The 16,189-nt window shown below is 53.6% G+C and carries 15 protein-coding genes; 10 read left to right on the top strand and 5 right to left on the bottom strand.

Annotated features, from left to right (window positions below; all coding sequences use genetic code 11):
- Together cysC and cysQ are read left to right on the top strand one after the other, a co-directional pair.
- Complete coding sequence (gene cysC / locus BLW37_RS11270; RefSeq protein WP_091342932.1) at positions 1-612, top strand: adenylyl-sulfate kinase; 612 nt, start codon at positions 1-3, stop codon at positions 610-612.
- Between the two features lie 13 nt (positions 613-625).
- Positions 626-1,390 carry a 3'(2'),5'-bisphosphate nucleotidase CysQ gene (cysQ, locus tag BLW37_RS11265; protein ID WP_091342930.1) on the top strand — a complete coding sequence of 255 codons (765 nt, stop codon included), beginning with the start codon at positions 626-628 and terminating at the stop codon, positions 1,388-1,390.
- 24 nt (positions 1,391-1,414) lie between these two features.
- On the opposite strand, the gene BLW37_RS11260 is transcribed toward cysQ, so the two are convergent.
- Positions 1,415-2,056, bottom strand: coding sequence for a hypothetical protein (locus tag BLW37_RS11260; protein ID WP_091342928.1), 642 nt, complete (start codon positions 2,054-2,056; stop codon positions 1,415-1,417).
- A 138-nt stretch (positions 2,057-2,194) separates the two neighbouring features.
- Here BLW37_RS11260 and rsuA point away from each other — a divergent pair, with 138 nt between their 5' ends.
- From rsuA to BLW37_RS11240, 4 genes are all read left to right on the top strand, one after another.
- The gene (rsuA, locus tag BLW37_RS11255) at positions 2,195-2,899 is read left to right on the top strand and encodes a 16S rRNA pseudouridine(516) synthase RsuA (protein ID WP_091342926.1); all 705 of its coding nucleotides are present in this window, start codon (positions 2,195-2,197) and stop codon (positions 2,897-2,899) included.
- Between the two features lie 96 nt (positions 2,900-2,995).
- Positions 2,996-3,466, top strand: a complete 471-nt coding sequence (locus BLW37_RS11250; protein ID WP_091342924.1) for a DUF3015 family protein — start codon at positions 2,996-2,998, stop codon at positions 3,464-3,466.
- Between the two features lies 1 nt (position 3,467).
- Positions 3,468-5,375 carry an Lnb N-terminal periplasmic domain-containing protein gene (locus BLW37_RS11245; protein WP_171907606.1) on the top strand — a complete coding sequence of 636 codons (1,908 nt, stop codon included), beginning with the start codon at positions 3,468-3,470 and terminating at the stop codon, positions 5,373-5,375.
- A gap of 56 nt (positions 5,376-5,431) precedes the next feature.
- Positions 5,432-5,677, top strand: coding sequence for a GlsB/YeaQ/YmgE family stress response membrane protein (locus tag BLW37_RS11240; protein ID WP_091342920.1), 246 nt, complete (start codon positions 5,432-5,434; stop codon positions 5,675-5,677).
- Positions 5,678-5,685: 8 nt separating this feature from the next.
- On the opposite strand, the gene BLW37_RS11235 is transcribed toward BLW37_RS11240, so the two are convergent.
- Entirely contained in the window at positions 5,686-5,931 is a 246-nt protein-coding gene (locus BLW37_RS11235) for a DUF1289 domain-containing protein (protein ID WP_091342918.1), read from the bottom strand.
- Positions 5,932-6,333: 402 nt separating this feature from the next.
- On the opposite strand from BLW37_RS11235, the gene ilvG reads away from it, so the two are divergent.
- The 4 genes from ilvG to ilvA all read left to right on the top strand — a co-directional run bounded on the left by ilvG (position 6,334) and on the right by ilvA (position 12,079).
- Complete coding sequence (ilvG, locus tag BLW37_RS11230) at positions 6,334-7,992, top strand: acetolactate synthase 2 catalytic subunit (RefSeq protein WP_091342917.1); 1,659 nt, start codon at positions 6,334-6,336, stop codon at positions 7,990-7,992.
- A complete protein-coding gene (gene ilvM / locus BLW37_RS11225) occupies positions 7,989-8,243 on the top strand; it encodes an acetolactate synthase 2 small subunit (RefSeq protein WP_091342915.1) in 255 nt (84 codons plus the stop codon). The genes ilvG and ilvM overlap by 4 nt, the downstream gene beginning before the upstream one ends.
- Positions 8,244-8,300: 57 nt before the next feature.
- Entirely contained in the window at positions 8,301-10,151 is a 1,851-nt protein-coding gene (gene ilvD / locus BLW37_RS11220; protein ID WP_091342913.1) for a dihydroxy-acid dehydratase, read from the top strand.
- A 368-nt stretch (positions 10,152-10,519) separates the two neighbouring features.
- The gene (gene ilvA / locus BLW37_RS11215; protein WP_091342911.1) at positions 10,520-12,079 is read left to right on the top strand and encodes a threonine ammonia-lyase, biosynthetic; all 1,560 of its coding nucleotides are present in this window, start codon (positions 10,520-10,522) and stop codon (positions 12,077-12,079) included.
- Between the two features lie 82 nt (positions 12,080-12,161).
- On the opposite strand, the gene BLW37_RS11210 is transcribed toward ilvA, so the two are convergent.
- The 3 genes from BLW37_RS11210 to BLW37_RS11200 form a co-directional block, all read right to left on the bottom strand.
- Positions 12,162-13,925 (bottom strand): alpha-amylase domain-containing protein, encoded by a 1,764-nt coding sequence (locus tag BLW37_RS11210; protein ID WP_091342909.1) that lies wholly within the window; start codon positions 13,923-13,925, stop codon positions 12,162-12,164.
- A 306-nt stretch (positions 13,926-14,231) separates the two neighbouring features.
- On the bottom strand, positions 14,232-15,011 hold the full coding sequence (locus tag BLW37_RS11205) for a substrate-binding periplasmic protein (protein ID WP_091342905.1): 780 nt from the start codon (positions 15,009-15,011) through the stop codon (positions 14,232-14,234).
- A gap of 91 nt (positions 15,012-15,102) precedes the next feature.
- Positions 15,103-15,987 carry a DUF4097 family beta strand repeat-containing protein gene (locus BLW37_RS11200; protein ID WP_091342903.1) on the bottom strand — a complete coding sequence of 295 codons (885 nt, stop codon included), beginning with the start codon at positions 15,985-15,987 and terminating at the stop codon, positions 15,103-15,105.
- Positions 15,988-16,189 lie beyond the last annotated feature (202 nt).

Below are 16,189 nucleotides of genomic sequence, written 5' to 3'. Positions count from 1 at the left end.
ATGACTGACAATATCGTATGGCAACAACACCACACCAACCGTGAACAACGTGCCGAACTGTTTGGCCACCGCAGTGGTGTGATCTGGTTTACCGGCTTAAGTGGCTCCGGCAAGTCCACCGTGGCCAATGCGCTGGAGCAGGCGCTGGCAACGTGCGGCTTTCACACTTATTTGCTGGATGGCGACAACGTGCGCCACGGCCTGTGCGCCGATTTGGGCTTTAGTGCCGAAGACCGCACCGAGAACCTGCGCCGGGTGGGGGCGGTTTCCGGCCTGATGGTGGATGCCGGCCTGCTGGTACTCAGTGCTTTTATCTCGCCTTATCGCAGCCAACGTCAGTTTGTACGCAGCCTGGTGCCGGCTGATTCCTTTTTGGAAGTTTACATCGCCACCCCGCTGGCGGTATGCGAGCAGCGTGATGTCAAAGGCCTGTATCAAAAAGCCCGCAAGGGTGAGATCAGCCACTTTACCGGCATCTCCGATCCGTATGAGCCACCAGCAGCACCAGATCTGGTGATCGACACCTCAGCCAGCGAATTAGCCGACAGCATCAACCAACTGTTGCAACTGCTGGCTGAGCGTGGTTGGATCAAACCAACAACGGCGGTTTGATGGGAGTAAGTCGATGAAGTTACTGCTGCAACAAATTATCCAGCTGGCTGAGCAAGCGGGTGAAGCCATTTTAGAAGTCTATCAGCGCGATAGAACGGCGCAAGGCATTCAGGCCAAGCAAGACGACTCACCACTGACCGATGCCGATTTAGCCGCTCAGCAGGTGATCAGCCACCGGCTGGCACAACTCACCCCGGACATTCCGGTATTGTCGGAAGAAGCGGCCGCCACACCCTGGCCAGAGCGCCAGCATTGGCAGCGTTTCTGGCTGGTTGATCCATTGGATGGTACCAAGGAATTTATTAAGCGCAATGGCGAGTTCACGGTCAATATTGCACTGATTGAGCAGGGTAAACCCGTGCTAGGAGTGGTGCATGCTCCGGTGCTGCAAAAAACCTGGGCAGCGCTAAAAGGTGAAGGCGCTTTGGTGCAACACCAGGGGGAACAGTATTCGATTCATGTGAGCCAGCCTCGGCCAGATGAACCCATCCGGGTGGTCGGCAGTCGCAGCCATCCAAGCCCGGATTTGGCTGATTACCTAAAGCAGTTTGTCAGCTACGAGATGGTGCCGGTAGGCAGCTCGCTGAAGTTTTGTCTGGTGGCCGAAGGCAGCGCCCATGTTTATCCGCGTTTTGGCCCCACCATGCAATGGGACACCGGCGCTGGCCATATCGTGGCCGAAGAGGCCGGTGCTCGCGTTGAATTTGAAGGGTTGGGCGATGCCCCTTACCAGCGCGAGCAACTGCTTAACCCCAACTTTCTGGTGTCCGCGCTTTAGCTGCGACAGCGCGCGCTTCAGCCCTTAAAAACTGAAGCGTGCGCCTAAGCGACCCTGAGTGTAGGTGCCACCTAAGAAATCACCGCGCTCAAACTCCGCCAGAAAAGACAGGTTGCGGCTTACAAAGTAGTGCAAGCCAACGGCCTGGGTAAACTGGTTTTTATCCACCAATCTGGGTTCATCCAGAAACTCGTACCCTAAACGACCATAGAGCTCTACCTGCGGTGTGATCATGCTGCGTAGCGTCGCTTCGGCTTTCAGGTAGTCGTATTTATCCCGGTCCAGAAAAATCACATTTCCTTCGACTATTTTATCTTCCAGCCGATAACTACCGAAGTAACCTGCCAAATCCAACACCGTATTTGGCGCCACCGGAGTAATCACGCCAAGGCCGATGGCTCGATTGTACACCCGATAATTATCGTAACCATCGAAAAAGCGGACGGTATCCTCAACCCGGCTGTACTCACCGGCAATAAATAAATGCTGGTTGATTAAAAAGGAGCCCTTGAGGCCATAGCCACTGTAGTCATTGCGCTCGTCTTCAAATTTATCTTCAAAGGATAAAAAGCTGGCTTCAACAAAACGATGGCCTGGCCAGTCACCGGCGACCGATGAAAAACTCAAAGCAGTAGCCACTGCTGATACCACTAAAGGGAAACGCATGCTGCATCCTCCGGAGGAATAATCAGCTTCTAGCCTAACGTTTTGAGCTTAATTGAACCTGAACAAACATTTTCCGGCTGCTTTGTATGCTTCACTTCAGTAAACTAGGCTTCTTTTGTCATACAGAACAAACTGACTATGCGTCTGGATAAATTTATCAGCAACTGCACCGGCCTGACCCGCTCGCAGGCCACCAAAGTCATTCGCCAGGGCCGGGTACTGGTCAATGGCGAGCTGTGCAAGCAAGGGGCGCAGCAACTGGCGGCAGCAGACCGTGTAGCACTGGACGACAATGAGCTAAGCTTGCCCGGACCACGCTATCTGGTGCTGCATAAGCCAGCCGGTTATGTTTGCTCCAGCGATGATCCAGAGCACCCAACGGTGATGATGTTGCTGGATGAGCCGGCACTGGAGAAACTCAACCCGGTGGGCCGGCTGGATCTGGATACCACCGGCCTGCTGCTAATCACCGACGATGGCCAGTGGCTGCACCGCATTACCTCGCCAAAACATCATGTCGCGAAAACCTACCGGGTCTGGCTGGCCGATCCCATCTCTGCCGATGCCGCAGTCCAGTTTGCCGAAGGCGTACTGCTGCGCGGTGAGAAAGATCCCACCCTGCCCGCCGAGCTGGAAGTCATCGCCGAGCGCGAAGCCCTGCTCACCATCCACGAAGGCCGTTACCATCAGGTCAAACGGATGTTCGCCTCCCTTGGCAACAAAGTGGTGCGCCTGCACCGTGAAAAAATCGGTGATTTTCAGTTGCCGGAGGATTTAGCGACAGGAGAGTACCGGTTGTTGACGGAGGCGGAGAAAGACCAGGTGCAAATCAAAGGAAAATAAACTCAGTAATTGCTTATTTACCATATTGACTAAATTGTTATCTTTCAGTATTTTTGCCGGCGCCAAGTGCACAATAATAATGATTATGGAGATCTTATGAAAAAAACTTTTTTTGCTGTTGCTCTAGTCACTGCAGCAGTTAGCACTGCTCCAACGGTACAAGCTGATTCATCGATTAACCCTTGGAAGCATTGTGGTATTGGCGCCATGATTTTTGATGACAATGGTGCAGCTGCCGCCATCTCAAACATCATCTGGGACTTAGGCACCACAGCTATTTCTTCAAAAATCTCTTCTGAGGAGTCTTGCAAAGGCCAACGCGTCGCTGCTGCTCAATTCTTACAGGACACCATTGCACAGGTGGAAGAAGAAACTGTGATTGGTGATGGTGTTCACCTAACTACCGTATTGAACCTGATGGGTTGTGAAGCAGCAGCTCATCCTGGCTTGATCGGTGACATGCGCTCGAATTTGGATCTGAACACTGAAGCAAAAGCTGAAAGTTACTTCCTGCAGCTAGAAGCAACCATTCAACAGAATTACGCCGCTCAGTGCACGATCATCTAAATTGATTGCTACTCAATGTGCCCGCTTTGTGCGGGCTTTTCTTCATATCTTTCTGTTATTCTTAGCTGGCTGGTTAACACCCGCCACTGGTGCCACACACAAACACTTCCAACAGCAGGCAAGTCAGCAGCAACTTTATCAATCGCCTTATTGGCATGCATTGCTGCATTACAAAAAAAGTCGCATTCATAAACAGCGCGTAAAAAGCGAACTGCTGGACCCAGAGTTTTTTCTGGCTAAAGACGGTGCTATTAACCCTGAAACAGAACTGTTGGCAACCATTGAAGCCATACTCAGCCAGCCCGGTGACGATCATAATGCTCATGCAAGCTGCCGTTTTATCGCCCGCACTCATTGGCTAGAGCAACAACTTCCTGGCTTTGCACAAGCTCGTCCAGCTACAAAGTGCGAGCTCTTTGAGCAGTGGGCACAGCCAGAGCAACTTGATTCCGTCAGTCTGGTATTTGCCAGCGGCTATTTGGGAAACCCGGCATCTTTCTACGGGCATATCCTGCTAAAATTAAACAGCAGCAACCCTAGCAAGACTTATCTGCAGCATCAAAGCCTAAATTATGGTGCGGCAGTGCCAGACCAGGAGAATCCAGTTGCCTACATTATCAAAGGACTTTTTGGCGGTTATCAGTCCACCTTCTCGTACGGTGAGTTTTATAAAAACTCGTTAACGTACGGTGAGCATGAGCTTAGAGACTTATGGGAATATCAGTTAAACCTGACAGATGGTGAAGTCTTGCAACTCACCTACCACGCCTGGGAGTTGATTGGGCGACACCATACCTATTATTTCCTTAAAGAAAATTGTGCTTTTCGCATGGCTCAATTGCTGGAGTTGATTATTGATGCCCGGTTAAAACCAGACCTGCAACCCTGGGCCATGCCAATTTCCGTATTTCACGCTCTCTCCGTCATAGAACAACATGGGCAGCCTTTGATCAGCGCAATCAAACTCCACCCATCCAGACAACACCGCTTCTACCAGAAGTATCAGCAACTGAATGCTGCTCAAAAACAAGCCGTTGCGGCCATTATCCAGAATGACTTCAAAGTGCATAGTTTGTTAGATCCACTGCCATCACCAGAGCAGCAAGCACAAGTATTGGAAGCCTTATTCGACTATGTAGAATTCGCTTATTTGGGTGAGCCTGAAATCATTCAGCAAAAAAAGCAAGGGTTGCTGCAAACCAGACTAATGCTGCCAGTATTACCACAAGCGCCATTTCCACAACCAGAGCAATTTCCTCATCAAAGTACGCGCCCTTCCATGTGGCAACTACAAGCTTCGTCTAAAAGCGATAAGTTTATACCCAGCATGCGATTCCGGGCGGCCTATTACGACTTATTGACCGCTCAAACAGGGCAGCCACCTTTTTCTGGGTTAGGCATGTTTGATGTCACGCTGGCAAGAGAAGGGCAACGTTTCGTCATCCAACAGTTTGAGCTGCTACGCATCGAGCAAATGAATTTATCCACCACCGGCTTACCTGCCGACTCTGGTTTTGCCTGGAAAGTTGCAATTGGCTACCGGCCACTGACCCGAAACTGTTCGGATTGCCGGCACCTCTATGCCGAAGGTGGTTTGGGAAAAGCCATTCGCTTCCAAGAGCATGGAATTGTCTATGCTCTGCTGGATGGACGGCTTCACCCTGCCGGAGAACAACTTAACTTGGTGAGCGCTGTTGGCAGGCTTGGTGCTATTATCGATATCCATCCAGGCTGGCGAAGCCAACTGGAGTTGGGCTGGAATACTTACGCCCTATCCAATCATCAGAGTTATGGCTGGTATCGCTGGCACAATCGCTTTGGTCAGAGCCCTGACTGGGATATCCGACTCTCCTTAGATAATACCCAGAACGCTACACGATGGTCACTGTCCTACAGTCGATATTGGTAACGATGTGACTTTTACCAAATCACAGCTAGAATAAAGAAAACAACGAGGACAACTGCATGAACTTCATTATTTTTTTATTAATCGGAGCCTTGGCCGGCTGGCTGGCCGGGCAATTGATGAAGGGCCGCGGCTTTGGCCTGATTGTTAATATCGTGGTCGGTGTGATTGGTTCCTTTATCGGCGGCCTGGTATTCTCTGCACTAGGGCTTGGGCCAACTAATCTGCTAGGCACTTTGATTATGGCCACCATTGGTGCGGTAGTGTTATTGTTTTTACTGAGCTTAATTAATAAAAAAGCCTGAACAGTCACTTAATCAAATAAATCCAGCTCGGTAGCGGGGCCATATCCAGCCTCGCTGCCACCGCTTTTTTGTTCTCGCCGTTTCCGGCGCTGCGCCAGCAACTTTAAAATACGGGCTTTTTCTGCTACCGGTTTTTGTGGCCAGTTAAAGCGCTCGTCACGCGAGCGCAGGCAGCCTTTGCAATAACCGCGGTTATCGCTTTCGCAGACCCCGATGCAGGGGTTAGGCAGTTCAAACAGCTCTAACTGATCCATCTGCAACCCAAATAAATGACCGATGCTTGCAGTGTACTCTGGCCTGCGGATGGGGTGCAAATCGTCGAATACGCTTTTTTTTCCGCTTATTGGCAAGCGAAATCAAAAAAACGTTGACTTCAGACTGATAGACGGCTATTTATATAGGCAACTGGCGTGGTTTTTCACCACAGCCCCAATTAACCGTTAGAGTTAGTGAAGAATTACAAGATGCGTTTAGCAACCGTTCTGAACATTATTGTCCTCGTAGTCGTGGTGATTATTAGTCGCTGCGGGGGCTTGCGTTTGGAATTTACCAGCTAAATAACCAGATTCCAAAAAACCCCCGCTCCGCAAGGACCGGGGGTTTTTTCGTTTCCGGGCCTTGCAAAAAGCGGGCTCAAACAGTGCAGAGGAAACACAATGAAAGGCGCAGAGTTGGTGATGAAAGTGCTGGAGCAGCACGGGGTAGACAGCATATTCGGCTACCCCGGTGGTGCTATCATGCCGATTTACGATGCCATCTACCAAAGCCCAATCAAGCATTACCTGTGCCGGCATGAACAAGGTGGCGCCTTTTCCGCCATTGGCTATGCCCGCAGCTCTGGCAAAGTTGGCGTTTGTTTGGCGACGTCTGGCCCCGGCGCTACCAACTTGATCACCTCCCTGGCCGATGCACTGCTGGACTCTGTGCCGCTGGTTGCCATTACCGGCCAGGTAGCGCAAGGCGTGATGGGCACCGATGCTTTTCAGGAAATCGATGTGCTGGGTTTAAGCCTGCCGGTGACCAAACACAGTTTTTTGGTGGAGCACATCGACACGCTGGAAGACATCCTCCATCAGGCCTTTGCCCTGGCACAAAGTGGCCGTCCCGGCCCGGTATTGGTCGATATTCCAAAAAACATTCAGCTGGCCGAGGTGGCCTGCAGTTTAAAGCCGGTGCCAGGCGTACCTGAAGATAAACTACCGGAAGTCGCCGCTGCCCAACTGCAGCAAGCCCGCGCGCTGATCGCAGCCGCCGAAAAGCCGATAGCTTACATAGGCGGTGGCGTACATATGGCCGATGCCATCGCCGAGCTGCAGCAGTTTTTAGCCGCAAGTGCCATGCCGTCGGTCACCACCTTAAAAGCCATGGGCTCAGTGGCCAACAACAATCCCTATTACCTGGGCATGCTGGGCATGCATGGCACCCAGGCAGCTAACCTGGCGGTGCAACAATGCGATTTGCTGGTTTGTCTGGGTGCCCGTTTTGATGATCGGGTGACCGGCAAGCTGGACAGCTTTGCGCCTCATGCCAGAGTGATCCAGCTGGATATCGACCCGGCCGAAATCAATAAACTGCGTCGTCCCGACTGCGCCATGCTGGGCGATATGAAACAGGTGTTGCCAGCCATCAGTACAGCCACTCACTGCCAGCCCTGGCTGCAGCACTGCCTGGCACTGAAGCAGCAGCACGGCTGGCGTTACGATCATCCGGGCGAACGCATTTATGCGCCACTGTTTTTAAAGCAGCTAAGCGACCGGCTGCCGGATAACAGCGTGGTATGCTGCGATGTCGGCCAGCATCAGATGTGGGTGGCACAGCATATGCGCTTTAATCACCCGCGCAATCATTTAAGCAGTGGTGGCTTAGGTACCATGGGCTTTGGCTTGCCGGCCGCCATCGGAGCCAAGCTGGCCCGGCCACAGGATACGGTGCTGGCGGTCAGTGGCGATGGTTCCTTTATGATGAATGTGCAAGAGCTGGGTACCATCAAGCGCTTTCGCCTGCCAGTCAAAATCGTGGTGGTGGACAACCAGCGTCTTGGCATGGTGAAACAGTGGCAGCAGCTGTTCTTCAATGAGCGTTACAGCGAAACAGATTTGTCGGACAACCCGGATTTTGTTGCTCTGGCGGCTGCTTTTGCGATACCGGGCCACACCATTACCCGCAAAGATGAAGTCGCGGATGCGCTTGAGGCCATGCTGACCTGGCCTGGCCCTTATTTGCTGCATGTACGGATTGATGAACAGGACAACGTCTGGCCACTGGTACCACCTGGGGCTGCCAATGAAGACATGCTAACGGAGAGACCGCAATGAACCATGTACTGACCATCCATACCAAAAACCAGACGGTAGTGCTGGAGCGTTTGCTGCAGGTCATCCGCTACCGCGGCTTTCAACTAACCGGGCTGGAAATGAAACCTCAGGGTAGCCAGGCGGGCCTGTTGGTGACGCTGTCGATTGTCAGCGACAAGCCCATTCATCTGCTGACCAGCCAGCTGAACAAACTGGTCGATGTCGAACAACTGGAGCTGCACAGCGAGCAACTGGCTTCGCTACGAGCCTGATGTAAATTTTTTTGCTAATGTTAACGATGCCACCAGGCATCAGGGAGTATCCACGCAATGCCAAAACTACGATCCGCCACCGTCACCGAAGGCAGAAATATGGCTGGAGCCCGGGCGCTCTGGCGCGCTACCGGCGTAAAAGACAGCGACTTCGGCAAACCCATCATCGCGGTGGTGAATTCTTTTTGTGAATTTGTCCCCGGCCATGTGCATCTGCGCGATCTGGGCAAACTGGTCGCCGCCAGCATCGCCGAAGCGGGCGGTATCGCCAAGGAGTTCAATACCATAGCGGTGGACGATGGCATCGCCATGGGCCATGGCGGCATGCTGTACAGCTTGCCGTCGCGCGAACTGATCGCCGATTCGGTCGAATACATGGTCAATGCCCATTGCGCCGATGCCATGGTGTGTATTTCCAACTGCGATAAAATCACCCCCGGCATGCTGATGGCTGCCATGCGGCTGAATGTACCGGTGATTTTTGTCTCCGGCGGGCCAATGGAAGCCGGTAAAACCAAGCTATCGGATCAGATCATCAAGCTCGATCTGGTCGATGCTATGGTGTCGGCGGCCGACCCATCCGTCAGCGACAGCGACAGCGAAGCGATAGAGCGCAGCGCCTGCCCAACTTGCGGTTCCTGCTCCGGTATGTTTACCGCCAACTCGATGAACTGCCTGGTCGAAGCGCTGGGCTTAGGCCAGCCCGGCAATGGCTCCTTGCTGGCCACCCATGCTGATCGTAAAGAGCTGTTTGTGCAGGCCGGTTACCGCATTATGGAATTGTGCAACCGCTGGTACAAAGAGGACGATGCCAGCGCTTTGCCACGCAGCATTGCCAACAAGGCCGCTTTCGAAAATGCCATGATGCTGGATATCGCCATGGGCGGCTCCACCAACACCGTGCTGCATTTGCTGGCTGCGGCGCTGGAAGGCGAGGTGGATTTCAGCATGGCCGATATTGACCGGCTGTCGCGCATGGTACCGCACCTTTGCAAAGTGGCGCCCTCCACCCAGAAATACCATATGGAAGATGTGCATCGCGCCGGTGGCGTGATCGGTATTCTGGCCGAGTTAAACCGCGCCGGCCTGCTGGACCCCAGCACCGGCCATGTTTGTGGTGGTAGCATGGCTGATGTACTGGCCAAATGGGACATCAAAACCAGCCAGGACGACAAGGTGAAGCAATTTTACATGGCCGGCCCGGCCGGTATCCGTACCACCCAGGCCTTTTCGCAGAGCTGCCGCTACCCAAGCGTGGATGATGATCGCGAGCAAGGCTGCATCCGCAGTCAAGAAAACGCTTACTCACAGGACGGTGGTCTGGCGGTACTGAGCGGCAATCTGGCACCCAATGGTTGCATCGTGAAAACCGCCGGGGTGGATGAAGAATGCCTGGTATTCAACGGCCGGGCGCGGATCTTTGAAAGTCAGGACGAAGCCGTTGCAGCGATTCTGGCCGGCAAAGTGGTGGCCGGCGATGCCGTGATTATCCGCTACGAAGGCCCGAAAGGGGGTCCTGGCATGCAGGAAATGCTGTACCCAACCAGCTATCTGAAGTCGATGGGGCTGGGCAAGTCCTGCGCCCTGATCACCGATGGTCGTTTCTCCGGTGGCACCTCCGGCTTGTCCATTGGCCATGTCTCGCCGGAAGCAGCCAGTGGTGGCGCCATAGCCCTGGTGCAGGAAGGCGATCGGATTGAGATTGATATCCCAGGTCGCAAAATTGCCATTGCCATCAGCGATGAGGAACTCGCTGAGCGCCGCGCCGCGATGGAGGCGAAAGGGGCTAAGGCCTGGAAACCGCTGGATCGGCAGCGCGTGGTCAGCAATGCACTCAAAGCCTACGCCATGCTGGCCAGCAGTGCCGATAAGGGCGCGGTGCGGGATTTGTCCAAGCTGGAAGGCTAGTCCCCAGCAAAGCGCAGACAGGTAACAACATCGGAGTAAGCTGCAACCACAAGCTGCACACAAGGACGCCGTGAATACATCCCTGTAGGCTCGGCTCCAGCATCCATGCTATAGACGCCTTGTTTAGCAGCTTGTGGTCTTCGCCAGCGAGCCCTGTGTAGCGACTGAAAAGAAGCCGAGGCTCTGCATAGCGCAGACAGGCAGCAACTAAGCGGGGCCTGTACGGCATGGATGCCGGACAAGAGGGTACAGGGAGGTATTTACCCCGTCCCCACGTGTTGCTGCCTGTCTGTGCTTGCGACATGGGTGAGGCGGCGAGAAAAAACAGTCAAAAAGTAGTTAGCAGTTATTAAGTCAACGGAGTAGCAATGAATAACCTGGCAACAGCACAACCCGCCCCGGCAGATACCGATGTGATGCAGCAGTATCTGCGCGAGATTTTGCTGTCGCCGGTGTATCAGGCGGCGGTGGAAACCCCGACCCAACCGATGGCCAAACTGAGCCAGCGACTCGGGCAGCAGGTGTGGTTAAAACGCGAAGACAAGCAGCCGGTGTACTCCTTTAAACTACGTGGCGCTTTTCATAAGCTGCACAAAGTAAAGCAACAAAGCCCGGATGCACGGGTGGTCTGTGCTTCGGCCGGTAATCATGCCCAGGGCGTGGCGCTGTCGGCCAGCAAGCTGGGCTTGCAAGCGACTATCGTCATGCCTATCACCACACCTGAAATAAAAGTGGCTGCCGTCAAAGCCTTGGGTGGCAATGTAGTGCAACACGGCACCGGCTTTGACGAAGCCAATCGTTTTGCTATCGAGCTGGCTACAACAGAAGGTGCCATCTATATCCCGCCGTTTGATGATCCGGATGTCATCGCAGGGCAGGGTACCGTAGCCAAAGAGCTGTTAACCCAGCACAACCAGCTGGATGCGGTGTTTATTCCGGTCGGTGGTGGTGGTTTGCTCGCCGGTATGGCGGTGTACATCAAGGCCGTACTGCCCCATGTCAAAGTGATTGGCGTCGAGCCGGATGATGCCAACTGCCTGCAGGCAGCATTAAAAGCCGGCGTACCAGTGACCCTGGAGCGGGTAGGCCTGTTTGCCGATGGTGTGGCAGTCAAACGCATCGGCAGCGAAAACTTCAAGCTGGCGCAGCAGTTTTGCGATGAAGTCATCACCGTCAGCAGCGATGAAATCTGCGCCGCCATCAAAGATATTTTCGATGATTTACGGGCGGTCGCCGAGCCGGCTGGTGCGCTAGCGCTGGCAGGGTTAAAAAAATACAGCCAGCACAGCGATTGCCAGCCCAACCAGCAGCTGGCAGCCGTATTAAGCGGTGCCAACCTGAATTTCGATACCCTGCGTTATGTTTCCGAGCGCTGCGAGCTGGGTGAGAAAAAAGAAGCCGTGCTGGCCGTCACTATTCCGGAAGAAAAAGGCAGCTTCCGGCGCTTCTGCCAAGCCTTGGGTGGGCGCGCCATCACCGAGTTTAACTACCGCTACGCCAGCGATCACAAAGCGCATATCTTTGTCGGCATCAAACTGCGTCATGGGCTGCAGGAGCTGAATACTGTCAAGCAGGCACTGCAGGATGCCGGTTACGACTTTCTGGATTTATCCGACGATGAGCTGGCCAAATTGCATGTGCGCCATATGGTCGGTGGCCTGCCGCCGCGACCGCTGACCGAGCAGGTGTATCAGTTCAGCTTCCCGGAATACCCGGGCGCGTTGATGAACTTCCTGAATACGCTGGGCGAGCACCAAAACATCACGCTGTTTCACTACCGCAACCACGGCGCCGCCACCGGCGATGTGCTGGCAGGCTTTGAAGTAGCGGAACACCATGACATCGCCGAGCATTTAAACACCCTGGGCTATGAATACCGTTTGGTCAGTGATAATCAGAGTTACCGGACTTTTTTAACGGCAGGGTAAGAGCACAAAAGCACAACCTGCCTCCCAAGAAAAGGGCGTAATGCAAAAGATTACGCCCTTGTTGTTTTACCCACCTGTTCTATCAAAAGCCACCATTAAAACTGGGATGCAAATTGTTCTGGTTGTGGTTGCCGCCACTTTCCCAGTCCTGACCACTGCCACCGGTTGGGCCTTTGCGGGTTTTCCATTCAAAGTTGCCCGGATCCGGGATGGTCACTTCCCACACATGGCCACTGGTCCAGGTGCCTTCAATACCAGCACCCCAGTTGGTGAGATCCGGGCTGCTGCCGGTAAAGAACAACGAATAGCCATAACCAACATCCTTGGTCATCCGCAGGGTAATGGATCCCGGCTGCGGACCACCACTGGATTGTGGTACCCAGACTGACCAACCGGTACTTTCCGTCATATTGACCGGGAAGCTGCCATAACCCTGCGCATTGGTGGTCACCGTGCCAGCGACATTGCCGGTGTAATCATAGAAGGTGGTATTGGCCTGGTGGCTGTTGATGCTAAAAGACTGCTGGCCACCCCAGTTACGACCCGACATCAGCATCACTAGTCCTGTGCCGGGTACATTACTTAACCCTTCCCGCACATAAGCATAGACCGCCTCGGTATTGCCGGAGTATTCATGGCCGGGGCCATAAGCAAAGTAACGGCGCGCTTCAATCAGTTTATCCAGCGTTGCTGCCATACCAAACTCGTCGTAATCGCGGGCAAACACGGTGGGCACCCCATGCTCACGCAGCAGAATGTAAGCGTAGGCCTGGTTCTTGTAGTTGATCACCTGCGGCATGCCATAAGGATTACCAGCCCGGCTGGTATCGTGGTTATCGACAAAAGTGACCGCTCGATCGCGGTGCTGGCTATTGACCAGACCACCCCACCAACGCATATCTTTGCTGCCACTACTTAAGGCGACAAAATCTTCGCGCAGATTAAAGTCGAAGGCGCGTAAGTGCGGCGTATTGACGGCATCCAGATAACCGTTGATATCACTGACCCAGGCTTCCGCCACAAAGAACACGTCTTCGCTGGTAGCCCACTGCACATGATTGATCCAGTCGCGGGTAAAGTCGGTATCGACATGGGCAATGGCATCCATCCGAAAGCCGCTAAAGCCAACGTGGTTGATGATCCACTCACCCCAGGCTTTCATTTCCTGCTGCACTTCAAAGCGGTTGTAATCGACATCCTCGCCCATCAGGTAAGGAAAGTGGAAGGTATTGCCCCACCATTTGCCGGGGTAGAGCTGATTGTCGGAGCCATTAAACGCGGTCCAGTCCCAGTCGAAGTCGTGCCACAAGTAGCCCCAATTTTGCTGGGTATAATGTGCCTGCCGACCTTGCAGATGGTACTCGGTCCAGGCCAGACCAAAACCGGGGATGTGCTCCTGTGCATCGGCGCCCATGCGGTGATTAAACACCACATCAAAATAGGCCTGAATACCCAGTTGGTCCAGTGCAGCCAGCGCTTGCTGCAGCTGCTGGCGACTGCCATAGCGGGTTGCGGTGGTGCCTTTTTGGTAAAACTCGCCCAGATCCCAGAAATCGTACACATCGTAACCGACACTGAAAGTACCATTCATACCCTTGGCGGCTGGAGGCAGCCACATCGAGGTAATGCCGCGCTCGGCCAAAGGGGCCGCCATGGCCGGTAAATTGGCCCAAAGGCCTGGGTAGGCATCCCAGTAAAACGCCTGATACATGGTGTTGTTGATCTGCTGCGGCGGGATTTGCGGCAACTCGCTGGCCTGCAGGCCAAAGGATAAGCTGAGTGCGGATAAGGCAATGGCGCTGTGGCGCATCCTCTGCCAGATGGAAGTTTTGGCTGTTTTTTGCATGGTTTTACCTGAAAATAAATGGTTTTATTTCCGGCCTGTAGTTGTACTACCCGGCATCATGCCTTGCCGTCCCACGACGTTGTCCTTGCTGTTACCCCCTGCGTCTCCAGACGCCACCAACTGTACTAAACAGGCCTCACGATCTCTGTGTTTAAAGTTTGCACAGAGCCATACTGTTATGGCCAAGCTGGTGCAGGTAAACAAGATGAATACGTATGCAGAGTCAAATTAACGAAATATTTGCACTGTTTTGGGGAAATTACCGATGCATGACTGACCAAGCTCGCCCTGCTGGCCCGAACATAGTTAAGGCGATTCCACAGCTGAGAAGTAACGTTGTTGTAAGCCAGCTAAGGTGCCATCGGCCACCAGTTGCTGCCAGGCCTGCTGCAACTGGAGCAAACGGTCTTCATCAAATGCAGCTTTGCTGACCGCCAGGTAGACAGGACTTTCATACAAGGTAAAAAGCGCCACCAGTTCCTGCTCATCCAACACCTGCTGTTGATACAGCTGCTGCAGTGTCAGACTGTCTTCAAAGGTCAGCTGTATCCGGCCACGCAGCAGTAAATCCAACTTTTGCTGACTGGTGCCAACATAAGCCAGACGCTCTTGCAGCGATTGATTCTGCGCCAGCTCATTGGCAAATTCCTGGCCGTAAAACACCCCCTGCATCAGGCCTATGTGCCCATCGATCTCAGCCAATTGTTGCAGATTGCTCACCTGACCACGTAAGGAGCGATCCCCTACCACCATAGTGCGCTCGGTGCTAACCGGACCAATAAAGTGAGCAAACTCGGCGCGCTCTGCATTTTTCGACACATTGCTCATCATGCCGAGCTCACCCTCTGCCAAAAGTTGCATGGCCCGGCCAAAGGGGATTTCCAACAGCTCCAGCTGACAGCCCATCCGCTCAGCCAGCTGCTGATACAACTCCGCATTAAAGCCTTGCCATACCACCTCGCCGGTGGCCGATTCCAGCTTAATAAAGCGCGGAGGAAAATGCTGCGCCTGCACCTTGAGCAGACAAAGTTCTGCCTGCAGTGAAGTGGCGCTGAACATCACCAGAGCCAATAGCCATCGCACCATAGCTTTGCCAAATAAAAAAATCGGAGCCTAAGTATGGATAAAGCCGAAACAAATTGCCAGGCAGCATAGCGCTGCCTGGCCTGATGTCCATTTAGCGGGATGGCAAACGCACCTGGCCACGCACCTCCTGATGTCGTACCGAACCACTGCCTTTGCGATCCAGGCTTAAATCACCGCCAATGCGCTCTGCTCGGATGCTGCCAGAACCAATGGAGCCAAAGGCCGCGTCGCCGGTCACATCACTGACCCGGGCCGAGCCGGAACTAATGCGGTCAACCCTGACCGAGCCCTGCACATCACTGACCCGGATCTGCCCTGAACTCAAATTGTTCAGCGACACATCACCGGCAGCGCGCTCAATGCTAAGCTGGCCCGAGCTGACACTGCTTGCCTGCACAGCGCCGACCTGACGCAGGGACACCTGACCAGACGACAGTGCATTCAACTGTACCGGGCCTGCATCGGCCAGGGTGAACTGACCACTGGAGACGGTACTGCTGACCGGGCCAGCGACCTTGCTGGCCTGCACCCGACCAGAGCTTAATACCAGCTCTAAACCGGCAATGTTTTCAATACTGGCCGAACCTGAGCTGACCGTCAGATCCAGCAGCATGGCCGCCGGCACCTGCAGGGTTAAATCGAACCAGCCATAGTTGCCACCCCGACCAAAGAGGCCTGAACTAAATTGATTGGAGCGCCGCTCAGGCAACAACTGCAACTGGGTGGACTGGCCCTGTTGCCGGCTTGCCAGCTGCAATTCATCCAGCCGTTTTTGCGATGAAGCGCACAGCCGGGCATGCACCTGTACTTCGTTGCCAGTGCTGCCAGTCAGCTTCAGCTGATCGGACGCCATGGTCAGCTGCAAGCGCTGCACATCCGACAGCTTAAGTGTTCGCTCTGCGCTGTAGGCACAGCGTTCATTGGCCATTGCCAAACCAGAGCTCAGTGCCAAAACGGCGATACCTAATTTCCACATTATGCTTTCCTCTTGTTTTTAATTGATCAGGGCAGCCATCGGCTGCCAATGCACTTGGTTAGCAGGCAAAAAATAAGCCAAAAATTTAAACAAAAAAAATCAATGACTTAAATTGTAAGTAATTTCTAAAATAGTAAATATCACGCCGAAATAGGCTAATAGACCACGGCTTTCATCATTTTAACGCACCTGAAGTGGTCTA

The sequence above is a fragment of the Alkalimonas amylolytica genome (genome assembly GCF_900107845.1).
Classification (GTDB): Bacteria; Pseudomonadota; Gammaproteobacteria; order Enterobacterales; family Alteromonadaceae; genus Alkalimonas; species Alkalimonas amylolytica.
The sequence above is the reverse complement of the archived record's forward strand: the minus strand, read 5'-3'. Positions and strand labels throughout refer to the sequence as shown.